21 protein-coding genes and 1 pseudogene are annotated in these 22552 nt (G+C 42.7%); 7 read left to right on the forward strand and 15 right to left on the reverse strand.

Features of this window, described 5'->3' with window-relative positions; translation table 11 throughout:
• Nucleotides 1-76 precede the first annotated feature (76 nt).
• Nucleotides 77-1108 carry a LacI family DNA-binding transcriptional regulator gene (locus DS891_RS07105; RefSeq protein WP_010605303.1) on the forward strand — a complete coding sequence of 344 codons (1032 nt, stop codon included), beginning with the start codon at nt 77-79 and terminating at the stop codon, nt 1106-1108.
• 36 nt (nt 1109-1144) lie between these two features.
• Here the strand turns inward: DS891_RS07105 and DS891_RS07110 are convergent, their stop codons facing one another.
• From DS891_RS07110 to gtfA, 5 genes are all read right to left on the reverse strand, one after another.
• The gene (locus DS891_RS07110; protein WP_174169313.1) at nt 1145-2242 is read right to left on the reverse strand and encodes a hypothetical protein; all 1098 of its coding nucleotides are present in this window, start codon (nt 2240-2242) and stop codon (nt 1145-1147) included.
• Between the two features lie 94 nt (nt 2243-2336).
• A complete protein-coding gene (arsJ, locus tag DS891_RS07115; RefSeq protein ID WP_102057970.1) occupies nt 2337-3536 on the reverse strand; it encodes an organoarsenical effux MFS transporter ArsJ in 1200 nt (399 codons plus the stop codon).
• A gap of 6 nt (nt 3537-3542) precedes the next feature.
• A complete protein-coding gene (locus DS891_RS07120; protein WP_069019406.1) occupies nt 3543-4553 on the reverse strand; it encodes an ArsJ-associated glyceraldehyde-3-phosphate dehydrogenase in 1011 nt (336 codons plus the stop codon).
• A gap of 21 nt (nt 4554-4574) precedes the next feature.
• A complete protein-coding gene (locus tag DS891_RS07125; RefSeq protein ID WP_227387876.1) occupies nt 4575-5336 on the reverse strand; it encodes a metalloregulator ArsR/SmtB family transcription factor in 762 nt (253 codons plus the stop codon).
• Between the two features lie 182 nt (nt 5337-5518).
• A complete protein-coding gene (gtfA, locus tag DS891_RS07130; protein ID WP_174169314.1) occupies nt 5519-6988 on the reverse strand; it encodes a sucrose phosphorylase in 1470 nt (489 codons plus the stop codon).
• Nucleotides 6989-7174: 186 nt separating this feature from the next.
• On the opposite strand from gtfA, the gene DS891_RS07135 reads away from it, so the two are divergent.
• From DS891_RS07135 to DS891_RS07145, 3 genes are all read left to right on the forward strand, one after another.
• Nucleotides 7175-8401 (forward strand): sugar MFS transporter, encoded by a 1227-nt coding sequence (locus DS891_RS07135; RefSeq protein WP_174169315.1) that lies wholly within the window; start codon nt 7175-7177, stop codon nt 8399-8401.
• A gap of 183 nt (nt 8402-8584) precedes the next feature.
• Entirely contained in the window at nt 8585-10975 is a 2391-nt protein-coding gene (locus DS891_RS07140) for a TonB-dependent receptor (RefSeq protein ID WP_174169403.1), read from the forward strand.
• A 15-nt stretch (nt 10976-10990) separates the two neighbouring features.
• Nucleotides 10991-11962 carry a carbohydrate kinase gene (locus tag DS891_RS07145; protein WP_174169316.1) on the forward strand — a complete coding sequence of 324 codons (972 nt, stop codon included), beginning with the start codon at nt 10991-10993 and terminating at the stop codon, nt 11960-11962.
• A gap of 51 nt (nt 11963-12013) precedes the next feature.
• On the opposite strand, the gene DS891_RS07150 is transcribed toward DS891_RS07145, so the two are convergent.
• Both DS891_RS07150 and DS891_RS07155 read right to left on the reverse strand, forming a co-directional pair.
• Nucleotides 12014-12385: a hypothetical protein gene (locus DS891_RS07150; RefSeq protein ID WP_174169317.1), complete on the reverse strand. Its 372-nt coding sequence runs from the start codon at nt 12383-12385 to the stop codon at nt 12014-12016.
• A gap of 37 nt (nt 12386-12422) precedes the next feature.
• A complete protein-coding gene (locus tag DS891_RS07155) occupies nt 12423-12791 on the reverse strand; it encodes a hypothetical protein (RefSeq protein ID WP_102057963.1) in 369 nt (122 codons plus the stop codon).
• A 410-nt stretch (nt 12792-13201) separates the two neighbouring features.
• Here DS891_RS07155 and DS891_RS07160 point away from each other — a divergent pair, with 410 nt between their 5' ends.
• Both DS891_RS07160 and DS891_RS07165 read left to right on the forward strand, forming a co-directional pair.
• A complete protein-coding gene (locus DS891_RS07160; RefSeq protein ID WP_174169318.1) occupies nt 13202-14053 on the forward strand; it encodes an EamA family transporter in 852 nt (283 codons plus the stop codon).
• Nucleotides 14050-14991 (forward strand): bile acid:sodium symporter family protein, encoded by a 942-nt coding sequence (locus DS891_RS07165; protein ID WP_174169319.1) that lies wholly within the window; start codon nt 14050-14052, stop codon nt 14989-14991. The genes DS891_RS07160 and DS891_RS07165 overlap by 4 nt, the downstream gene beginning before the upstream one ends.
• 16 nt (nt 14992-15007) lie before the next feature.
• On the opposite strand, the gene DS891_RS07170 is transcribed toward DS891_RS07165, so the two are convergent.
• The 6 genes from DS891_RS07170 to DS891_RS07195 are packed head-to-tail and all read right to left on the reverse strand — an operon-like array spanning nt 15008 to nt 20276.
• The gene (locus DS891_RS07170) at nt 15008-15445 is read right to left on the reverse strand and encodes a GNAT family N-acetyltransferase (protein WP_174169320.1); all 438 of its coding nucleotides are present in this window, start codon (nt 15443-15445) and stop codon (nt 15008-15010) included.
• The gene (locus tag DS891_RS07175) at nt 15442-16470 is read right to left on the reverse strand and encodes a S66 peptidase family protein (protein ID WP_174169321.1); all 1029 of its coding nucleotides are present in this window, start codon (nt 16468-16470) and stop codon (nt 15442-15444) included. Before DS891_RS07175 ends, DS891_RS07170 begins: the two co-directional genes overlap by 4 nt.
• A 23-nt stretch (nt 16471-16493) precedes the next feature.
• Complete coding sequence (locus tag DS891_RS07180; RefSeq protein WP_174169322.1) at nt 16494-17864, reverse strand: TrkH family potassium uptake protein; 1371 nt, start codon at nt 17862-17864, stop codon at nt 16494-16496.
• Nucleotides 17864-18520, reverse strand: a complete 657-nt coding sequence (locus tag DS891_RS07185) for a TrkA family potassium uptake protein (RefSeq protein WP_174169323.1) — start codon at nt 18518-18520, stop codon at nt 17864-17866. The genes DS891_RS07180 and DS891_RS07185 overlap by 1 nt, the downstream gene beginning before the upstream one ends.
• Before the next feature lie 20 nt (nt 18521-18540).
• Complete coding sequence (locus tag DS891_RS07190) at nt 18541-19242, reverse strand: response regulator (protein WP_174169324.1); 702 nt, start codon at nt 19240-19242, stop codon at nt 18541-18543.
• Nucleotides 19242-20276: a DUF4118 domain-containing protein gene (locus DS891_RS07195; RefSeq protein ID WP_174169325.1), complete on the reverse strand. Its 1035-nt coding sequence runs from the start codon at nt 20274-20276 to the stop codon at nt 19242-19244. Before DS891_RS07195 ends, DS891_RS07190 begins: the two co-directional genes overlap by 1 nt.
• A 116-nt stretch (nt 20277-20392) precedes the next feature.
• Between DS891_RS07195 and DS891_RS24485 the strand changes: the two are divergent.
• Nucleotides 20393-20494: pseudogene (locus DS891_RS24485) on the forward strand (transposase); the annotation flags it as partial.
• Between the two features lie 507 nt (nt 20495-21001).
• Here the strand turns inward: DS891_RS24485 and DS891_RS07200 are convergent.
• Both DS891_RS07200 and DS891_RS07205 read right to left on the reverse strand, forming a co-directional pair.
• On the reverse strand, nt 21002-21409 hold the full coding sequence (locus tag DS891_RS07200; RefSeq protein ID WP_174169326.1) for a GFA family protein: 408 nt from the start codon (nt 21407-21409) through the stop codon (nt 21002-21004).
• A gap of 113 nt (nt 21410-21522) precedes the next feature.
• The gene (locus DS891_RS07205) at nt 21523-22533 is read right to left on the reverse strand and encodes a DUF4365 domain-containing protein (protein ID WP_174169327.1); all 1011 of its coding nucleotides are present in this window, start codon (nt 22531-22533) and stop codon (nt 21523-21525) included.
• Between the last annotated feature and the right edge of the window lie 19 nt (nt 22534-22552).

Consider the following 22552-nt stretch of genomic DNA (forward strand, 5'->3'; position numbering starts at 1 on the left):
TGTTATTTAAGGTGTTTACTAGTTAAGATGAACTAAACCATTGCCATATGCCTGACTGTATTAAGGGGTCCTGCCAATGAGTAACGACAAAAAAAAATGGACGCTCAAAAGCATTGCGGCGGAATTAGGTGTGTCAAATGCAACTGTATCGAATGCTTTTAACAGACCAGATCAACTCTCTAAATCCAAACGAGAAGAAATCCTAAAAGCCTGTAAAGAATTGGGTTATTTTGGACCTAACAAGGCAGCCCAATCGCTGCGTAAGGGCTCGTTTAACATTGTCGCGCTGGTACTACCCGATAGCGTTGAATATATGGTATCAGATCCCGTTGCGAGTAGCTTTATGCGAGGAGTTGCAAGCGTTTTAGAAGCTCAGCATATTAACCTACTCTTGTTCTCAGGCACCGCAGATAATGTCGGAGACATTGTCGATTTCGTCGACGGCTTAATTTGTTATGGCCGCCCGCGTAATCCCAAGTTAATTGAGCATCTTGCGAATGTTAGCAAACAGGTTGTGACGGTTGACTTTGATTTGCCCGCACATGCCAGTATTAATATCGACAACCAACAAGCCGCCTTTGATGTAGCGAGTAAAGCATTAAACGACAATAGTGATGTTGCTATTTTTGGTTTGAGATTATTAGACACTGATTTGCTATGCCGCGTATATGAGCAGAACCTAACAGATATAGAGACCTCTATTGCGCATCAGCGTTATAGCGGATATCTCAAAGCCATTGAAGAGCGTGGGTTAACACTTGGCGAAGACAGAGTGTGGAATATTCCTGAAAGCAGCGAAAGGTTTGCAAATATCGCCGCAAAAGAACTACTTAACCTCTCACCAAGGCCTAATACCGTGCTGTGTATGAGTGACTTAATTGCACTACCGCTGTTAAGAGAAGCCAAAAAACTTGGTGTAAAGATACCGCAGGATCTTAAAGTCGTTGGTTTTGATGGCGTTGATGAAGCGCTACGCTTTAGTCCCAGCTTAACTACCATTCATCAAAATAGTGAAGAAAAAGGCCGAGAAGCAGCCAAACTCTTCTTAAATAAAAGCGATGATAAAGTAATGCTTGGCTATACCTTAAAAATGGGGCAAAGCTGTTAATTGCCCCAAGCTAAATACTCAAATACGAGAAGTTCCTTACGGACACATGCCTTCCATTTCGAAAAGCACCTCTCCCCAAGGATCATAGAATGTCCATGTACAAAACTCTCCACCTACACCTCCACCAGAATTGCGACTTGGATATCGCCCAGTAGCTGGCGGTAAATCAATAGCACCATCTGAAGTATCACTACTTTTCACACTCGCTTTTCTATATATATTAAGCGTTTCAAGAACACAATTCGATACTTGATTTAGGCTTGCAGGATTCTCTCGTAAATAGCGCACAGATACTCCTGCGAATGTCGTCATGTCTTTATTTAAATCCATGCGAATATCATTACTAAACTCTAAATTATATACCACTCTATGGTTGCCATTAATTGCATCATAAAATTTTATATCTATCATTCTTCTGCGCGGTACATACTCTACTTGACCTGTAAATCCAACACCTCCCACACCTACCGTGTAACCAAACTGAGTAACACGAGTAGTCTCAAATGCCGCCCTTAAGCTACCATACTCTTCAATTAATGCATTTTCCGCACGTCTTCGTAGAGTCGTTCTTGTCCTTTCGTCGAACGCGAGTATTGCAGCTCGGGTAATAGCTTCATTTTCACAGTTATTTTCAGATAACGCTTGTTGGCGGCTAGTGCTAGTATTGATACTCAGTGTAGATTGCATACTTGATGAATTATACTCTTGGGAAACTTTCGTTGTTGCCCGGCCCCAAGCATCATAAGACTTGCTTAACTCGTCCGCTAATGCATTTGCATGATTTGGTACAGGTAAAATTTGACTACGAAGCTCCATTTCCGCACTAACCCCTCCTTGATTAGCATGCCATAACCTATAAAGCCACTTCTGTTTTGAGTTTGCGTTGATAATTAAGACTTCTTTAGTATCAGAGTAACATTCTTGAATGTAATCCCTATCGAATACTCCTTCATTTTCGTAACACGTCAGTGCTGGCAGATATTTTTTAGCAAAGCTTTCAGCGTTACTTGCATCGCATGTATAACATAGCTCCAAATCATACATTTTTCTGGTTGAAGCTTCAGCTGTAGCAACCTTAGTTAAGGTTAGTACAGCCGCTACCACCGAACTTGACACTAACAGGTATTTATTCACTTATATTCTCCTTAATATATAGTCAGCTGAATAAATCCAGATTAGTAAAGCATGAAACCATATAAGGAACAAGAATATTCACAAGCAAACACATTTACCTAACAATTTTGTTTGAAATCAGTCCTGCTGTGATTAAGAATATGCAAGATATTACTAAACAAGCCGCTAAGCCATACTCCAAAAAGATCCACCCTGACAATACTGTACCGAGTAACCGCCCGATGGCGTTCGCCATATAATAGAAGCCCACATCGAGTGACACTCCATCACTATCGGCCAAACTCACAATAAGATAGCTGTGAAGAGATGAATTGATAGCAAACACAATACCAAAGAGTAAAAGCCCACCTACTACAGCTAAGCTTGTCCAGAGCTGCGTTTGAAGTGAAATAGCAATCAACAGCGGAATAGCCGCTAAATACAACGCCCATCCACTGACTTTACTTGGTGTTGATGCAAACTTATCACGACTAATAAACCTTGGAGTTGTTGATTGCACGATGCCATAACCGATAACCCAAGTAGCCATAAAGCCACCAACCCACCAATGATCCCAACCGAACTGCTGCGATAAAAAGACTGGAAGCGCAACCACAAACCAAACATCCCGTGCGGCAAATAAAAACAATCGCGCGGCAGACAGCATATTAATTGCTCGGCTTTTTGAAAATACATCGCTAAATTTGGGTTTGCTTTTAGCCTTGCCTAAATCGCTTTTTAAGCTGATAAGGCTAAACAACCACACTAATAGCAACATGATTGCCATTAACCACATCGCGCCGGTAAAGCCAAGTAAGGTAAGCAGCAGCCCGCCAAGAAAAAAGCCAACGCCTTTTAGCGCATTTTTAGAGCCGGTAAGTATTGCTACCCACTTAAACAAGGTCCCTTCTTCACCCGATTTTACGATGGCCTTTATCGCACTTTTGGCACTCATTTTATTGAGATCTTTGGCAATACCTGAGAGCGCCTGTGCTGCCATAACATAAGGCACGGTGAGCCAGTGCGTTGGTACTACCAACATCAATAATGCCACTATTTGTATGCCTAACCCAATATTCATGGTGCGGTTTAAGCCAATGCGTGCGCCAAGCCATCCTCCGATTAAATTGGTGACAACACCAAAAATTTCATAAAAGAGAAATAGCATGGCAATTTCAAGCGGGTTATAACCCAATTGATGAAAGTAAAGCACCACCAACATTCTGAGCGCACCATCCGTTAAGGTAAACGCCCAATAGTTGCCTGTCACAATGAGATATTGCTTGATATTTTGAGGTATATTGCGCAGCTGCATAATGCTTTATTCGCCTAACGACAATCCGACTTTACGTACTAATTCCGCGGTACGATTTGCATAGCCCCACTCGTTGTCATACCACACGTACAACTTAACCTGAGTACCATTAACTACCATTGTAGATAACGCATCGACGATACTAGAGCGAGGATCCGTTTTATAGTCAATAGAAACCAATGGTCTTGATTCATAGCCTAAAATTCCGTTAAGCTCAGTAGCAGCAGCTTGCGCCATCCAGTGGTTAATCTCTTCCACTGTAGTTGGCCGCTCAACCTCGAAAACGCAGTCTGTTAATGAAGCATTCGCCAATGGAACACGAACGGCGTGACCATTTAACTTACCTTTTAATTCAGGAAAGATATGGGTAATAGCAGTCGCTGAACCCGTTGTTGTCGGAATTAAACTCATGCCACAGGCCCGCGCGCGGCGTAAATCCTTATGTGGCGCATCCAAAATGGTTTGCGTGTTGGTGATGTCATGAATAGTCGTCATCGAACCGTGCTTTATGCCGATATTTTGTTGCAGGACTTTTACCACGGGCGCTAAGCAGTTTGTGGTACAAGAAGCGGCTGTAACGATTTGGTGGGGCATATCGTCATATAGATGGTCATTCACTCCCATCACAATATTCAATACTCCTTCTTCTTTTACCGGTGCCGTAACAACAACACGCTTAACGCCTTGATCTAAATACTGTTGCAGCAAAGCTTTGGTTTTCATTTTGCCGGATGCTTCGATCACGACGTCACATTGAGACCAGTCGGTTTGCGCAATCTCTTTGTTTTGAGTCACCGACAACACTGTTTCACCTATTTGGATCTGTTCATCTTGAAAAGACACACTGTGATGCCATTTACCATGGACAGAATCAAACTCTAGCAAGTGTGCTAGAGTTTCTGCATTGCCCGCAGGATCGTTAATTTGTACAAACTCGATTTCAGGCCAGTCAAAGCTAGCGCGAAGCGCCAAACGCCCCATTCGACCAAAACCATTGATCCCTACTTTAATTGTCATAAGAACTCCAAAATCTAATTATTAGTTACAGCAAGTTGCCATGCGTGTTGGCCGTTCGCCCATCGCATTTAGCCTCACTAACTCAGCTTTTATATAATCTGGTTGATGCATAACCGTGGCGTTTATCACCGCCTTCATCCATAGCGGTAGCGTTGGGTTTATAGAATAAAATACCCATTGTTTTTGCTTGCGATCACATAGAATTCCAGCCTTCTTTAGCTGCGCCAAATGCCGTGACACCTTGGGTTGGCTGTCTTGTTCAAGCGCAGCCATTAGCTCGCAAACACATAGCTCACCTTCCACCATCAACATGGCAAGCGTTTTTAAGCGGATCTCATCCGCTAAGGATTTATAAAATTGCAAGGGTGTAAGTAGCGTATGTTGTGGCTTACCTTCGCGTAGTAGGGAAATAACTTGTTCATTGATGTCGAACAAGGTTTGCTCATAAGCATTATTGCGATTTCGCTCAGCTGGACTCGCAATATCCCACGCAAGGACATGTTCTCCTTGCAGTTTACCTTCGCATTCAGATTGGACTTCAGAGCATAAGGTTACCACCACATCAAAGTGTTCGTCCTTATACTCATTGAGGTGTTTACTGTACAGATTGTCCGTATTAATCCCTAAACGGCGTAGCATTGACAGCGTAGTCGCATTCACAGTGCTCGGCTTAGTGCCTGCACTATAAGCATGAACATCCGAACCACCATGAAAGTTAGCTAGCGCCTGCGCTAAAATTGACCGCGTTGAGTTTCCAGAACAAAGAAAAAGTATCTTCATCATTGCATAACAAATTAATTATATAACTTTATTGTTATATAGATAATCCGCTATGTCAATTACGCTTTGTTGATATTTATCTATACATAGCAGCTCAACTAAGATTGCGAGCCGCTACCAAGGATAATCGATGTTGAGGAACTTAAAGCCAGCTTTCTACGCGCAACTTTGGCTCCTCGCTATGGTTAGAAAAGCAGCGATTGAATGTTATAGCTCTGCTCTGTTGCGTTTTCAGAAGTTTTAATCATGGCTTCATCTTTTGCGAGATCAACTCGCAACTCCGCTTTTGCATTATTGCCCTCCCAAGTTATAACCAGATTTGAGCCTTGGCATGTTACTGCAAAATTGCCATCAAATGCGCAGCAAGTATTACGCAGTTTAATTAGAGTTTGCAGACCCTTCACGACAGGTTTATCGAGTGCAGCTTCCACCATCACTACATCCAAATAAGGGCGGTTGATATCGCGCCCAACATTACTTTTTTCAAGGAGCGCCATGTCATTTTCCATCGCCAATAGACCACCGTAATAAACTTGTGGTACTCCAGGGCAAAAGAACTGAACTGCTCTTGCTACTAAATAATAAAAATCATGCTTCCCTAAGGCTTCATAATAACTGCAATTGACTTGATACAAGTCGACATTGCTCGCTGCAGCGCCGGTTGCCTTGCGGCTTTGACCATTACTGTTGCTATGGATCTGCTCAACCAAAGCATCAATTTGATTGGCATCGAGTAACCCTGGTTTATCCCCTTCAGGCCCTGCGTCAATAATGCCAATTCCGTCATGAGTATCCAGCACCGTTAGACAATTACGCGGCGCAATGTCCAACCACTTGGCTAAAGCCGAAAAATCTTTATTGAATAAACTGTGTAAAATAAGCGGAGGGAGCGCAAAATCATAAACACGGTCGACTTTGCTGGCAACCTCTACTTGAGTTTTGTAATAACTGTGAATTTCGGCAATGGTTTCCATGCCAAGTTCATTGGCGCGCTTAGATAATTGATTGATAAAAGCAAAGGCCTCATCAGTCATAAAACAGCTGGTATTTGCGCGTTTGATTGCATATCCTGCGGCATCTAGTCGAATAATTTTCACTCCACTGTCTGCAAACAATGTTAAGACTTTTTCTAAATAAGCGCGCCCCGCTTCTGACTCAACATTAATATCAATTTGGTTATCAGTAAAAGTGGTCCAAAAATCCACAACTTCGCCACTCACTAACACCTTTTTAGAAAAGCAACTTCCTGGCCTCGGACGATAAATTGCTTGCGCTTGCACTTGCGTGATGCCATCAGGAAAGACATCTTCTTCTTTTAAAAACATCGACCAAAACTGTGACTCTTGGCCATGAGCCAACACATCTGCAAATTCTGCTGACTCTCCTGACACATGGTTAACGATAAGATCTGCCATTACCTCATAGTGCTCGGCAATCAACTTAATATGTTGCCAATCGCCCAATCGTCCGTCGACTTTGGCATGGTCAATCGGGTCGAAACCTGCGTCACTACCATCAATTGGATAGTAAAAAGGCAAAATGTGGACACCACCAAATAGTCCAGCTAACGGGCCCGTTAGTAACGTATTTAATTGTGCAAGGCCGCCGCCAGACAGGCGGTCAGCATACGTGATCAACTGAACTTGGTTTTTCATAATTTACTCATTAAAAAAGTTGAGACTTAATCGATTAAGTTATATCTTTAATCATGAACAAACAATAATCAAGTTTTATCGTAGCGTTCTACTAAAAATAATTCGCTTAATGCAGATTAGTATTACACTCAGTCTTATGTAAAGAAGTAGACCAGCTACATAACAAAGCCCTTCAAGAGGTGAACAATGAGCAGCAAGTCGAATCACACTCAGCTCAACACATTGCGCTGGTTAACTTATATGATGTTTTTGATGTTTGCGATGACATCAGACGCCGTTGGCGTGATCATTCCAACACTGATCAGCGAATATCAACTTAGCATGACCCAAGCCAGCGCCTTTCACTATGCGCCAATGATTTTAATTGCCTTTAGCGGCTTATGTTTAGGATTTTTGGCAGATAAAATAGGTCGTAAGCTCACGGTGTTAATTGGCCTCATGCTATTTTCATCCGCATGTTTCTTGTTCGCACTGGGTGAAACTTTCACCATGTTTTTAATGCTTTTATGTGTGATTGGATTAGCCATTGGTCTATTTAAAACAGGGGCCCTCGCTCTTCTAGGCGACATTTCTGACGGCGCACAAGAACATACTCAAACCATGAATAAAGTCGAAGGCTTCTTTGCCATCGGCGCGATAATTGGCCCTGCAATTGTCAGTTATCTATTGATACAGGGGGTGAGTTGGACCTATCTTTATGTGCTTGCTGGTGGGCTGTGCTTAATACTCAGTATCGTGACTTTAAGCACTGAGTTTCCCAAGTTTAATACCGCTCATGCACAAAACAATGCGGGCCTCTCACACACAGCAGCGATGCTCAAGAACAAATATGCACTTGGCTTTTCCCTCGCCATAGCACTCTACGTTGCAACTGAAGTCGCAATTTATGTATGGATGCCCACTTTATTACAGGATTACCAAGGTGATTTAACTTGGCTTGCAACTTATGCCCTCACCATCTTTTTTATTTTACGTGCAGTAGGTCGCTTTATGGCTGTATGGTTACTCGCTAAGTACCGTTGGCAAAGCGTAATGCTAGCGCTGAGCTTTGCTATATTTGTATGCTATTTTTTAACTTATCTTTATGGTGTTAATGCCGCTATCTATACGCTCCCGCTAAGTGGTTTATTTATGTCTATGATTTACCCAACATTAAACTCAAAAGGGATCTCTTGTTTTGACAAAGCTCAGCATGGCTCTGTTGCTGGTGTGATGTTGTTCTTCACCGCACTTTCTGCTGCGCTAGCACCACTTCTGATGGGTATGGTGAGCGATTACTTTGGCCATGTTAGCTATGGCTTTGTACTTGCGACTGGGTTTGCATTTTTACTCTTTGCGGCCATGCTGTACAACTGGTTAAAGGACCCTGCCCGCTTACTATTGAGCAAAAACGCTAAGTTGCAGCGAGTGTAACCCCTCCAACCACAAATTTTTCGCGGGTTAAAATTCATAAAAACCAAAGCATTAAAATTTTGTTTGAATTATTGATTAATTTTTAATTGCAACCAAATTAAATTGTGCTAAAAATAAACTTAATCGATTAAGTTTATTTTTAATAGACCGCACGAGTTTGACAACGATAACAAGAGGCAAATGATGACAACAATCAAAACCACCCTATTTACACTCAGCGCACTCACGCTTGCAATCTCTCACTCGGCGGCCGCTGAAGAAAAAGCACACACTACGCCTGCCGATGGCTTCGAGAAAATAGTCGTAACGGGTGTACCAAAGCGAACAACCATTATGGCATCGAGTGTTTCTGTTAGCAGCATAGGACTGGAACAAATCTCTGTTGCAACCCCCAGAACTACCGCTGAAGCATTCAAACTAATTCCTGGTGTAAGGTCTGAATCAACCGGTGGTGAAGGTAATGCAAATATCGCTGTACGTGGTCTTCCTGTCGCATCCGGTGGCGCTAAATTTTTGCAGTTACAAGAAGATGGCTTGCCTATTTTGCAGTTTGGTGACATTGCTTTTGGTAACGCCGATATTTTTATGCGCCTTGATAATACCGTGGAGTCAATCGAGTCTATTCGTGGTGGCTCGGCTTCGACTGCCGCCAGCGACGCTCCCGGAGGCATTATCAACTTGATTTCAAAAACGGGTGAAAATGAGTCAGGCAGTGTTGTCACCACGTTTGGTTTAGATTATGACGAGTTTAGAACTGATTTTGAGTATGGGAGTTATTTAAGTGACGACATAAAATTTCATATTGGTGGCTTTGTGCGTCAAGGTGAAGGCCCACGTGACACCGGCTATACCGCAAATAAAGGCGGCCAACTCAAAGCCAATATCACCAAGGAATTTGAAAGTGGCTACGTTCGTTTATATGTAAAACACCTTGATGATAAAACAGCAGGCTACCTTCCTATGCCAATGTATTCTAATGGCGACTCCATCAGCAGCTTTGATGTACTGTCAGATACACCTCACTCTGTTTATTTCACCGCCACGCAAGGCTTAGGTGGTAACAATCAAATTCGTCAAGGGGATATGCGAGACGGAATGCACCCTGTTGTTGATAGTATCGGCTTTGAAGCAAATTTCAAACTAGGTAATGATTGGCAAATCGAAAACAGGTCCAGAAAGTCGAGTATCTCAGGCACATTTATGTCGCCTTTCCCTGCTGAGGTCGCTAATAGCCAAGCAATTGCCGAGAGCATAGCCGATACAGGTGCGACACTCACCTTTGCCAATGGACCAAAAGCGGATCAAGCGTTCAATCAAGCACTACTAATGCGCGTTCATACCTTCGAAGTGGAAATGAATGATTTCGACAACATCATGAATGACCTAAAGCTCACCAAGTCATTTGGTACTGACACGTCACTCACCTTCGGCTACTTCATGTCATCGCAAAATATCAATATGTCTTGGTTATGGAATTCATACTTGCTCGAGGTTAAAGGAGATAACGCAGCGCTTGTCAACGTGGCCGCTGCGGATGGCACTGCATATTCTGAAAACGGATTATATGCCTACGGTACGCCCTATTGGGGAAATTGCTGCCAGCGCAACTACGACACTGAATACGATACTCGTGCCCCATATATCGCCTTTTCAACAAAGCTCGGCGATATTTCAGTTGATGCGAGTGTGCGTCATGATTCAGGTAAAGCGACAGGTACATTTGCAGGTGCTGTAACATCTCGTGTAGATATCAACCGTGATGGCACTATATCAAAGCCAGAGGAGCAAGTTGCAGCCATCGATCTCGCTAACCCCAATGTGGTTAATTACGATTGGAGCTACACAAGTTACTCTGTCGGCGCAAACTACCAAATGACCTCAAGCAGCGCCATATTCGGCAGATTTAGTGAGGGCGGTCGTGCAAATGCAGACAGACTATTGTTCGGTAAAGTGAATATTGATGGTAGTGTAGCTGATGAAGACGCTGTGGATGAAGTGACACAATATGAATTTGGTATCAAACAAAAGTTTGAACAAGGTCGTCTATTTGCAACTTTATTTTACGCCGAAACAGAAGAGCAAAACTTTGAGGCAACCAGCCAAAAGTTCTTTGACAGGAAATACGAAGCACAAGGTATTGAACTTGAAGGTGTCTATTTTATTGGCTCCTTCGACTTACGAGGTAGCTTAACTTGGACCGATGCTGAAATCGCAAAAGATGCACTCACTCCCGAAGTCGAGGGTAACACGCCAAGACGGCAAGCTGACTTTGTTTATTCCTTATTGGGTAAATATAACTTCGATCAAGGTGCTATCGGTTTAAGCCTAATCGGCACCACTGACGCGTACGCACAAGACAACAACGAGTTAAAATTTGACGGTTACACTCAGGTCAACGCGTTTGCAAGTTATGATCTGACTGAACGCTTCAATATCGCGTTAAACGTAAACAATCTCTTTGATACCACTGGATTAACAGAAGCCGAGGAAGGTGTAATTCCAACTAACAATATTATTCGCGCTCGCAGTATTAACGGCAGAACTACGTCTGTCACTTTAAAATACCGTTTCTAATTAGGGGTAGTAGTTATGCAATTAACATGTTTTGGCGAGATGCTTATCGATTTGTTACCTACCGGCGACGGTAGCTTTAAACCTATTGCTGGCGGCGCTCCAGCGAATGTAGCGGTAGGCTTTGCTAAACTTGGTGGCAGTGCTCGGTTTGTGGGAGGTTTTGCTGAAGATCCCTTTTCGCTGCAATTAAAATCAACCTTGGCGCTATATGCTGTTGGAACCGAATATTGTGTACCCATAAAAGGAGCGCAAACCGCCTTGGCTATCGTCCACCTAGACGCTCAAGGAGAACGAAGCTTTTCGTTTTACCGCAACAGTACCGCTGATATTGCAATCCGCCCAAAAGACTTTGAGCATTTGCAATGGCCAGATCACGGGATATTTCATTTTTGCTCCAACACGCTTACCGATGCAGAAGTGACAAGTACCACCATGGCGTTATTAAAGTCTGCTGCGGCTCATAATCAATTAATTTCATTTGATGTTAACCTGCGCTTGAATCTATGGCAGGACTTATCTTGCTTATCCGAACGTATAGAGGCTTGCTACCCCTATGTCGACATATTAAAAGTGAGTAAAGATGAGCTGAGATATCTTGCTGAAGAAAAGAACATGAGAGAGGCTAGCTATTTAGATTGGTTACTTAGTGTCGGCGTACAAGCGGTGATCTCAAGCGATGGGCCAAACCCTTGCAGTGTATTAACAGCTAAAGACTTTTATTCCGTCGCCTCTCCTACTATTGATGCGGTTGATACAACCGGCGCTGGGGATAGCTTAATGGCAGGGTTTCTATTTCAACTCAGCCAACATGGGATCTCAAAAGATACACTAGTGCAAAACTTCCCAACCGTAAAAAAGGCACTTAGCTTTGCTGTGAAATGTGGTGCGTTTACTTGTGAACACAAAGGTGTCATGCCCTTTATGCCAACGCTTATAGATGTGTCTGAACGGTTTTCTTCCTTCAACCCTGAGGCTTTGTTAGGTTAATACCTAAAGCGGGAAAAGGCTTTCCCGCTGTTTTATTATAAAAGTCGAGACTTAGAACCCGGTTTCATAGTCAATATGAGCAGAGTTTGTCGTCTCGTATGTACCATCAGTATAAAGAATAGTTGCAGTCGCATTGTACTGACGATAAGCACGAATGGTCATGTTACACGTCGTACCACCGCTGCAGTTCGCATCACCATTCCAAATTACTTTACTAATCGCTTTAGTGGCATTTGCGATATAGAACTTACCTGAAGTTGAATTACCGAAAGAAAAATCAATTCCAGAACAATAGCTAGTATTGTTACCCCACACATTACCGCCTGATTTCACGTTCAAAGAGCATTTTAAATCTGCCGCTTGTGAACTAAAAGACAGACCACCTAGTACAACCAATACTGAAGCAATTAATGTTGATTTCATTATTATTTCCTTTAATTAAGAATAAGTTAAGTAACTTTTAGTGACCAGTTTCATACGAGATACGTGATACATTCGTTTCTTCGTATGTGCCATCTTTGTATAAGATAGTCGCCGTTGCTGTATGTGTTTGATACGCATAAACAGTAAGTGCACATTCAACACCTCCGGAGCAGTTTGCATCACCATTCCAAATCACTTTGTTAATCGGCTTGCTGATATTTGTTAAGTAAAATTTACCTGTAGTTGAGTTGCCAAATGAGAAGTCCATACCAAAGCAGGTTTGTCCGTTACCGATGACGTTGCCACCTCTTTTCACTTGTAGGTCGCAATTCAACTCTGTTGCGCCAACGCTGCAGGTACCAACTAGTGCAATAGCTGCAAGTATCTTAGTTATTTTTTGTTTCATCTTGCTCTCCTTATATTTATTATGTTAACAACCAAGAAACCTTGGTTAAAAAATAAACTACACAATAAAAATAAAAAATTCAATTATTTTAACCCAATAAAAACATAAAATTCACAATAAGTTCAGAAGGCCATGTTCATTCGACTTGATGGCAAGGGATTTAAACGCTGAGAGTCAGCTGTAGAGATTATCGAAATAATAGACTAAATAAAAAAAGGCCGCAGCGGCGGCCAAACACATCATGGGTAAAACAATGAAGGGATGTAAGTGTGAATACACAGCCATTCTATGCGAATAACCATAAATTAAAATCACATTATAAAGATTGTTATCATCGCTTTTTTCGAACAGTCAATTTTCTACGACACTCGTGATACAATTGCGGGATTAAAAATTACAACTAATTAACCATGCCATTACTTTGGATTGTTACTTTACTTTGGGCGTTCTCGTTTTCTTTAATTGGTGTCTATTTGGCAGGCCAAGTCGATGCTTGGTTTAGCGCTTTATCTAGAACCTTGCTTGCTGCAATTGTGTTTATTCCATTTTTGAAATTGAACTCAGTGAATAAAGAGTTGATAATCAAGCTGATGGCAATCGGTGCAGTGCAGATTGGTCTGATGTATGGCTTTTACTATCATTCTTTTTTATACCTAAGCGTACCTGAAGTGTTGCTATTCACTGTGATGACACCCATCTATATTACTGCACTCAATGACTTACTAAACCGCTCGTTCAATGCCACCTTTTTGCTGTCTGCACTCATAGCTATCATTGGTGCAATCACCATTAGATTTACAGAGCTTACTAGCGATTACCTTTTTGGCTTGCTACTAGTGCAAGGCGCAAACCTTTGCTTTGCGATAGGCCAAGTAAGTTACAAACGCTTAAGTAACCATTACCAGCTGGTACACCACCAAAGCTTCGGCTTTTTCTTTATTGGTGCGTCCCTCGTGCTCGCCATTGGATTTATGTTATTCGGCAATCCCCAACAACTCCCAAGTACGAATCTACAATGGGGAATACTGATTTATTTAGGCTTGATTGCTTCAGGCGTAGGATATTACGTCTGGAACTTAGGACTGACCCGCGTCTCGGTGGGTGAACTCGCGGTAATGAACAATGTGCTGATCCCAGCTGGGATCATTGTCAATTTGCTGATTTGGAACCGAGAGGCTGACCTCGTTCGCCTTGGTATTGGTAGTGCTATTATTTTTGCAGCCCTGCTGTACAGCAAACTCGGAACTAAAGGCGAAAAATGAGTAAAATAGTACAGCTCTTTCCAATCTGGGCGGTTATTTGCTCAATAGTTGCCTATCTTTTTCCAACTCTATTTAGCGCGTTTAAAGGCGGTATTATTCCGTTATTAATGTTGATCATGCTCACAATGGGTTTAACCCTCACTACAAAAGACTTTTTACGCGTGCTTGACAACAAAAAAGCCATTTGCGTTAGTGTACTGCTTCAATTTACCGTAATGCCGAGTGTTGCCTACTTGATTGCAACCACAATGAGCGTAGAAACTGACTTATTAATTGGTATGATTTTAGTGGGCACGGTTGCAGGCGGCACGGCTAGTAACGTTTTGTGTTATCTCGCCAAGGGAGATGTCGCGTTATCGATTTCTATGACCGCGATTAGTACTTTACTCGGCGTGTTCTTAACGCCACTGATTACCACATTGATGATAGGCCAGGTGGTTGATATTCAGTTTTCTGATATGTTGACGAGCCTGCTAAAAATTGTGCTATTTCCTGTGGCTGTGGGCGTTGCTTTCAATACCTTGTTTGCCAAACCACTAGCGCACTCTGTTATCAAAACAACTCCGATACTGCCTTTACTTTCAATGCTCTCAATCGTTTTTATCATTGCAGTGATCGTTGCTCTTAATCAACCTAAACTTCAAAGCATCGGGCTCGTTATGCTGGTTGCAGTGATCCTGCACAATACTACAGGGCTACTTTTGGGCTATTTCATTCCGAAACGGCTCGGTTTTGACGAGAAGGTATGTCGCACCATGGCCTTTGAGGTGGGCATGCAAAACTCGGGGCTTGCTGTTGCGCTTGCCATGAAGTTTTTTACTCCTGCGGCGGCCGTAGCAGGTACCCTATTTTCTATTTGGCATAATGTCAGCGGCTCGATATTAGCAGGAATATGGCGACGAAGCGCCATCAGCTCATCTGATAACTATAAAGCCTAATATCAAAGGTTAGGCTTTATTGTAATTGCTTATAAAAGTGAATTTTGCAATCCGATGAGCCGTTGATTTGTTCACAATTTACAATCTGGTAATCGCGGCTTATTAGCATCAATAGCATGTTTTTGAATAGGTTTCTCGACTTTACTCTAATGGCGCTATAGCCTTGCGCTTTGCACCAAGTTTCTTGCATCACCAACAGCTGCTTGGCAATACCTTTGCCGCGATATTCGGGGATGACCGCGCCTAACCAGCTATAAAACTCGTTGTTTGGCAGTTCGTGACCTAGCTTATACCCTACAGGCTTGCCTTGAGCGTACGCCACCAGCAATAAATATTGTTTATCTCGCAGTTTGTCTCCGACTTCCTCACCCTTTCTTGGCGTGGCAAATTCAGGAATTTGGTTTTCTATCGCAAGAAGGTCATCTATCGAGCCGACTTTATATTCTAGATTCATATTAATGTCTGTGTAATTGAAAAGGTATCGCCAACAGTCACTTCGGCATAAGCGCCGTTAATTAGCGTTAAATTCGGCGCTTGATGGCCTATATCCACATCGTATAGCACGGGGAAATCGCAACCAGTAAAGACTTTTTGCAATGCATCTAGGTGCGTCCAGTCGCAATCTTTTGCTAGCGGCTCTGGATTTCGACCAATTAAAACTCCTGCGACTTTCGAAAACCAACCTCGTAATTTAATACTTTGCAGTGCACGATAGTACGCCGCTGGCGGCATTTCGCCATTTTCAAAATATAAGATAATCGACTCATCAGGGTGCGCCTGTGAAAAAACGTCCAGATCAAAATATTCCGTACCAGCCAATAACATGTGAATATCCAAACAGCCGCCTAATAATCGACCAGCAAACTGCTGCCGGTGATTGCCATTGGCCAAAATACGCCATTGAGTGCTCGCGGACAAGTTAAATCCAGCATCGGGAAAATCAACAAAATTGAGTGGCTCAGCTTCAAAATGTGTCGAGGGAAACTGCGTAAAAGAGTCATTAGGCGCGCGCCTCAAATGGTTAAAAAGTCCAACCGTTAAAGGGTCTTGTTGATGGGCATTTAATTGCATAAGGTTAGTTGCATGCACGCTTGCCCAGCCTAGTTTGCAAGTCACTGCGCTCAGCAAAGTGCTGACATCAGAGAAACCGATGAGCCATTTTGGCGGAGCATGCGCCAACTTTTCCCAATTAAGTAATGTCAGTAAATCCATTGCAATTGCACCGCCCCATGGCGGCATAATCGCGTCTATTGTGTCGTCGAGTAAGTATCCCATAAGCTCATTAGCACGGGTTTTGACATCCGCGCTAACGTAGTTGTGGTTATCGCGCAGGCATTCACCAACCACGAGTTCAAAACCTTGTTGCGTTAGATAATCCAAAGCGTTGTCTAGTCTCGCGTGCATAGCAGCAGGTACGCCCGCTGAGAATGCCGTGATCGCAATTTTACTGCCCGCTTTCAACGGATTGGGATACTTCATCATGATTTCCGTTATTTTTTTGCTTATCCTACCTGAATTTCCGCTTTTGCATACTTTAAATTCTCCCGTTTCGGGCGAGCGATCAAGTATAGAAAGGTTAACGGCCCCAAGCGTCCAATCAGCATTAAAAAGATGATTACCGCTTCACCGGGTTCAGACAATGAGCTGGTGATCCCTCGAGACAAGCCAACCGTGCCTAATGCCGACACTGCTTCAAACGTGATATCCGTTAAATTTGCCTGCTCAGTAATCGTTAAAATAAGGGTTGCGAGCATCACGGTAAAAAAGTACACCACGGTGAGACTAAGCGCCTTAAATACCGTTTCAGGCGAGATCTGTCTGTGTCCAATAGCGACTTGATCTCTGCGTCTCAAATAAGCGTAAGTTGCCATTAATAGCACCACCACTGTGGTTATTTTAAGACCACTGGCGGTACTCATAGAGCCGCCCCCTATTATCATTAACCAAATGGTCAACACGGTACTTTCGTCATTCACCAGCGCAAAGTCGATACTGTTAAAGCCCGCTGTCCGTGGCGTCACAGCTTGCATCCAGGCGGTGATCACTTGCTCAGACACCGGCAAATTTCCAAGGGTCTCTGGGTTATTTGCTTCAAAAAGCCAAAATAAGCTAAATGCCAGCACATTTAACACCGCTGTTGCTATCAAGACTAACTTAGTGGCAGATCCAAACCGGCTCCAACGGCGTCTTTTCACTACATCCATCAACACTACAAATCCAAGTCCGCCAATCACAAATAATCCCGATATCACAAGATTAACGACCCAATCACCACGAAAACTGGTTAGGCTGTCATCATGCAATGCAAATCCCGCATTGTTAAAAGCCGAAATAGTGTAGAAGAAGCTTTGCATTATCGCATCACCAAGCGGTAGCGTTTGATACCAATGGGCAAGCAAAATGGTAAATCCTATAGATTCGATGATCAGTGCATAAACTAACACGCATTTGGCTGTATCAACCAACTGATCAAATCGAGCTATGCCAAAGCTTTCTTTTGCGATAAGTTGTTTACTAATGTCCATTTGCTGCCCCATCCCCCGCAGCACCACAACCGTAATGGTCATAAAACCAAGTCCACCGATTTGAATAAGACTAGCAATAACAAGATGGCCAAAGGTCGTAAAATCATTTGGCGTACTCAATACGGCAAGTCCTGTCACCGTTACCGCGGAAGTTGCAGTAAATAACGCTTGCATCACTTTGATGTCTTGGGTGTGTGCTATCGGTAGCAACAACAAAATAGTACCTAAAGCTATCAGCCCACAAAACCCAATAAACAGAACTGCTGGGGGGCTTAACCTCAAGGGCTTTTTGCGGGCTTTGGGCTGGCTACTTGGATAGGGATAATAATGGGGACTCCATGTTTTCATTACGCCCCCAGTTTTAGCGCGATAGAATTTAACGCTTTTAACTGACCGCTGAGGATCACTTTATCATCTTCGTTGATCAAAAATGACTCTGCCGGATTGCTATAACACGCTTTGCCGCGCTGTACTAACACAGCCTTGATTTCGCCCTTTGCACGCTTTAATAGCGTTGCCAAAGACTGCCCGCAGCTTAATTTATTCACGATGACTTCCACCATATAAAAACCATGCCCCAATTGCATATATTGATTGACCATGGGGTAATTCAGTGTTTGTGCGACCCTGATCCCCATTTCTTCTTCAGGGCGGATCACGCGTGTTACGCCTAAGCGGGATAAAATTGTATGATGCGCTTCTGAGCTGGCCTTAACCCAAATTTGCTCAACGCCTAAGTTCTTTAACGACAGTACACATAAAATGCTCGATTCTAGGTTTTCACCTATGGCGACCAATACAGCTTTGCTTCTCGTAATATCTAGTTGGCGTAATGCCGTTTCATCGGTCGCGTCTAAAGAGGTGGCATAATCAATATGCTCAACAACTTGGTTCACCACACGTTCGCGACTATCTACCCCTATCACTTTGTTTCCAAGCCGCTTTAATTCCAAACAAGCCGCAAAACCAAATCGACCTAAACCAATAACTACAAATTGTGCCATAACAACCTCTATATACCCCGTTATGAGAAATGCTTATTGAGCGGTAAAAGTAAAAACCGATAACCAACCCCGGGCTCAGTTTCTATGATTTTTGGTGTAGCAGCATCGTCACTGAGTTTCTTACGTAACTGGCTGACCACAATCCGTAAATAGTGACTATCTTCCACATGGCTTTCGCCCCAAATTTGCTTTAATAAGGTTTGCTGACTGACTAACTCTTGTGCTCTTTGTGCAAGCATACTAAGTAGTGCAAATTCCTTTTTCGACAGTGCTAATGGTGCGTTATCCATAATGACTTGATGCTTTTGTAGATCTATCATCAACTTGCCGTAGTCAATGGCGAGCAAGCGTTTGTTCGGTACTAAATCTCGTAATAGAACTTTGACGCGCACTATTAGCTCTTTGATGCTAAAAGGCTTCGTCAGGTAGTCGTTTGCGCCGCCCTCAAGCAGTTTAATCTTCTCAGCCTCTTGATCTCGCGCAGTTAAGATCAATACAGGTAACTTGCTGGTTTCTCGGATCTTCTTCAAAATGCTATATCCATCAAAATCTGGTAGCCCGAGATCTAAGATAACTAAGTCTGGCAGCTCACCTTTTAGCACCGACTTGGCTTCCTTTCCAGTGCTGGCTTCCACATAATTCAGCCCTTCAGCTTTTAATGCTAAGCGGATAAAACGACGGATCTCTTCTTCATCGTCAATCAATAAAATGGTGTGAGTCATCAATGCGCCTCCTCTTTTGGCAAACTAACTTCCATTGTGCAGCCTTGCGTCGTCGGCAAAATGCGAATATCACCGCCGTGCGCACGAATAATACCTCTTGCCACACTCAGCCCTAAGCCACTGCCACCGTCTTTACTGGCGCTTTGCCGAAACGAGCTAAAGGCGGTAAAGACTTCTTTTTGCCGAGCAACGGGGATCCCAGGGCCGTTATCCTGAATAAATATCAACAACGCTTGCTGCGTTTCTCCAAAGGAAATCTCAACCCGCTCTCCATCGGGACTAAAGGTGACTGCATTTTCAATTAAGTTAAACAGGGCTTGTTCAATGAGTGCAGCTTGTATCGTGAGAATTGGACTCATATTCTGTGGCATTCTCGAGACGCATGGCGCGCCTAGCCGCAAAATCACGTTATCAATCAAGACATCAATAGACGTAGGTTGCTTCAACAGCGAAAGCTCATCCCCTTGATGCTGTAACTTGGTGGCTTGCAAAATATTTTCGATATAGCGAAACAAACGGTGGCTTTCTGATCGTGCGGACCCCAACAGCTCATTTTGCTCGTCTTGGTCTAACTTATCACGATAGGTTTCTAGCGTTTCGAGCGCTCCTATCACCGCAGCGAGCGGTGTGCGTAGATCATGAGAAACCGACAACAAGATATTGGAGCGCACATTCGCAACTAAAAGCTGCTGCTTTTGCTCTTTGATATAGCTCGATAAATAGCTGGTAGCTAATGCCACCGCGATAAATACCACTAAATTGACCACGTCCTCGGTGTTATTCATATGAAGCGTGTATCTGGGCTCTGTGATAAAAAAGTTGAACACTAGACTGCTAACAACCGCCACTCCCAGTGCCATCCAACGTTTTGCGATGAGAGAAACAACAACAACGCCCAACTGTAATACCAGCAGTACACTGATCGCTGAATGTAGCAACGAGTCTAAGGCAACGGCAAAGGCGCTGGTTAACAGCAAAACCAGAAAACTAACGAGATACTCGTTCTTGGCAATAAATCCATTCTCGGAAAACATAGTGACTCCAACTTGCGCTATGTCTTTATTCTATCCTTGTCGAAATTTCGCTGCCGTATAATTTGCGTAAAATTTACTTAGCTTTAGGCTATTTAGCACAAGAGCCTGTTTATCTATCAAGTTTGTTTTTGCATGTTGATGATAAAAAGGCTAAGCGCATATCTGATAAAGCCATTGTGATACGCTGGCACAAGCTGTTCAAAAGCAACTGGATAACTTAGAAATTCATTGAAGAATGGCCGAGAGCGAGTACTGACCACTTATTGTAAAACACTCAAAAAACGACGGCGCACAAACCTAGCAAATTGTGAACGTTTGCTGGCTAGACCAAATAAAGGCTTTAGCAATAACTCCTCAAGCTGCGCTAGCCGTAGCCTCCCCCATGCCGTGCGCGATAAGCTTATTTTGACGTCGAGAAATACGTAAACGCCAAAAACTTAAGTAGCGCAAAATTAAGGTTAACCGATGAATGTCTAGTGGCCCTAAACGATAAGTTGTATCGACTGATTTAGGCAGCGATGAGATCGCAATAAGAGATTACGGCGTAACGCCCTTATATGTGTTTGCCGTAAACGATTTAACGGCTAACCGACATAACGAAGTTGAACAGGTTTAAGCGTTGCCAATACAAATTAGCTGCTTAAAAGCAGCTAAAAAGGAATCGTTATGCTTACTTGACCAGATAAGGTTCATATGTGTTGTGCAACAAACCCAAAAGTGTACGCCTAACCTTCACGCCCCTCCGTGAACACAGGTAATTTAGGGTCTAGGTGGCACCAATTTGCCTTATACGCTGTGTAAATTTGAGCATCTACTTTTGCTGGTATATCGTCGTCAAACGTAGAGATAGCTAACTCAATTTCATCATGAGTTGAACTTTTAACACGGAAACCTAAACTTGAACCGCAATCAGAACAAAAGGTTCGAATAGTACCATTCGGCGCAACGAACTCTTTTAGCAATTGCTCACCTGAAAGCCATTGCAATCCTCGCACCCCGACCAAAGTTCCAAAAGCCGCACCATGAAATTTACGACACATTGAGCAATAGCAGTTTGCGGCTTTTTCACTAAAACCACTCACAGAAAACCGAATGCCTCCGCACAAACAAGAACCTTTATATGTATTACTCATCTTAAGCTTCCTCCATGTTGCATAACGCCCGGCTAATAAGTGAACCAAAGCAGGCGGGCGAATTGCTCTGCAATTGGCGTGACGGCTTTGGTGAATCTTAATTCAGCCGCTTGTTATGTCACTGGAATGCCACGACCTGCTTGTATCGATTTCCATCGAATATTTTTGAGAAGATCCTTATCACATTCCACTAGGAATTTTACAAAGTAAGGGTCTTTCTTAAACCAATAGTGAATGTAAGGAGCAATTCTTATTAAAAGACCTTTAATAATAAGTTGCATTTGTTTATCTAACTCATCCATAAACATAGACAGATGAAATTCGCAGAGCTCATCTTTATAATTATTTGCAACCACAATTTCATCCAATGAAGTTACAGTCCACTTAATTGAAACCTCCTTGGACAAAACACTTAATCGATACGAAAGTAAATCTATTTGGTTTAACCTTTCGTCATCACTGTCGAGAATCATAAGTTCATCACGCTTATAATTTTCCATAAAGAAGCTATAAAAATCCTCATATAAATAATTTATATTAATAAGAGCCATCTCACTAACATCTGAGGCATATACAGACTCATACTTTTCTACAAACTCCTTAACACTAAAACGATTTTCAGGTGTAATTCCATAATAGAAATTTTCATTTTCCAAATATCGGTCATAGTTTCTTTTAACGTAATCATTAACGCTTAAAAAGAAAATATCTTCATCCTCGGACACAAAGAAAATAAAAGCAGGGATATTTGAATTCAACCAATAATCTGTTGTAGAAGGTTTAACTTTATAAAAACGCCATTCATTATCTTTATTAAAAGACAGCTCAGAAGTAGACTTCAGCTGAATTGCTGCCAACTTCCCCGTAACTTCATTGTCATCGGTGACATATTCAATTAGAACATCAATACCATAGTCTCGCTCACTGAGATCTCTTATTATCCAATGGTTGGGAATAGCGCGACTAAAAACCTTATAAGAAAACGATTCACTTGTATGATTTGTGCTTCTAGTTGGCAATCTATTTTTGAACAAGGCTAACCTCAAAGTTGAAAGACATAACGCCCGCATAAAAAAATGCGGATAATGCTTGGCTAAAATTAGCGAAGAATGAGCGCCAGCCAAGCATTTGACGTCATTTTTT

The organism is Pseudoalteromonas sp. JC28 (assembly GCF_013319255.1).
Classification (GTDB): Bacteria; Pseudomonadota; Gammaproteobacteria; order Enterobacterales; family Alteromonadaceae; genus Pseudoalteromonas.

What these genes read in the sequence shown, in the direction of transcription:
- DS891_RS07105 (WP_010605303.1), top strand. Translation starts at nt 77, where the DNA reads ATGAGTAACGACAAAAAAAAATGGACGCTCAAAAGCATTGCGGCGGAA.
- arsJ (WP_102057970.1), bottom strand. Translation starts at nt 3,536, where the DNA reads ATGCAGCTGCGCAATATACCTCAAAATATCAAGCAATATCTCATTGTG.
- DS891_RS07120 (WP_069019406.1), bottom strand. Translation starts at nt 4,553, where the DNA reads ATGACAATTAAAGTAGGGATCAATGGTTTTGGTCGAATGGGGCGTTTG.
- DS891_RS07125 (WP_227387876.1), bottom strand. Translation starts at nt 5,336, where the DNA reads ATGATGAAGATACTTTTTCTTTGTTCTGGAAACTCAACGCGGTCAATT.
- gtfA (WP_174169314.1), bottom strand. Translation starts at nt 6,988, where the DNA reads ATGAAAAACCAAGTTCAGTTGATCACGTATGCTGACCGCCTGTCTGGC.
- DS891_RS07135 (WP_174169315.1), top strand. Translation starts at nt 7,175, where the DNA reads ATGAGCAGCAAGTCGAATCACACTCAGCTCAACACATTGCGCTGGTTA.
- DS891_RS07140 (WP_174169403.1), top strand. Translation starts at nt 8,585, where the DNA reads ATGACAACAATCAAAACCACCCTATTTACACTCAGCGCACTCACGCTT.
- DS891_RS07145 (WP_174169316.1), top strand. Translation starts at nt 10,991, where the DNA reads ATGCAATTAACATGTTTTGGCGAGATGCTTATCGATTTGTTACCTACC.
- DS891_RS07150 (WP_174169317.1), bottom strand. Translation starts at nt 12,385, where the DNA reads ATGAAATCAACATTAATTGCTTCAGTATTGGTTGTACTAGGTGGTCTG.
- DS891_RS07155 (WP_102057963.1), bottom strand. Translation starts at nt 12,791, where the DNA reads ATGAAACAAAAAATAACTAAGATACTTGCAGCTATTGCACTAGTTGGT.
- DS891_RS07160 (WP_174169318.1), top strand. Translation starts at nt 13,202, where the DNA reads ATGCCATTACTTTGGATTGTTACTTTACTTTGGGCGTTCTCGTTTTCT.
- DS891_RS07165 (WP_174169319.1), top strand. Translation starts at nt 14,050, where the DNA reads ATGAGTAAAATAGTACAGCTCTTTCCAATCTGGGCGGTTATTTGCTCA.
- DS891_RS07170 (WP_174169320.1), bottom strand. Translation starts at nt 15,445, where the DNA reads ATGAATCTAGAATATAAAGTCGGCTCGATAGATGACCTTCTTGCGATA.
- DS891_RS07175 (WP_174169321.1), bottom strand. Translation starts at nt 16,470, where the DNA reads ATGAAGTATCCCAATCCGTTGAAAGCGGGCAGTAAAATTGCGATCACG.
- DS891_RS07180 (WP_174169322.1), bottom strand. Translation starts at nt 17,864, where the DNA reads ATGAAAACATGGAGTCCCCATTATTATCCCTATCCAAGTAGCCAGCCC.
- DS891_RS07185 (WP_174169323.1), bottom strand. Translation starts at nt 18,520, where the DNA reads ATGGCACAATTTGTAGTTATTGGTTTAGGTCGATTTGGTTTTGCGGCT.
- DS891_RS07190 (WP_174169324.1), bottom strand. Translation starts at nt 19,242, where the DNA reads ATGACTCACACCATTTTATTGATTGACGATGAAGAAGAGATCCGTCGT.
- DS891_RS07195 (WP_174169325.1), bottom strand. Translation starts at nt 20,276, where the DNA reads ATGTTTTCCGAGAATGGATTTATTGCCAAGAACGAGTATCTCGTTAGT.
- DS891_RS07200 (WP_174169326.1), bottom strand. Translation starts at nt 21,409, where the DNA reads ATGAGTAATACATATAAAGGTTCTTGTTTGTGCGGAGGCATTCGGTTT.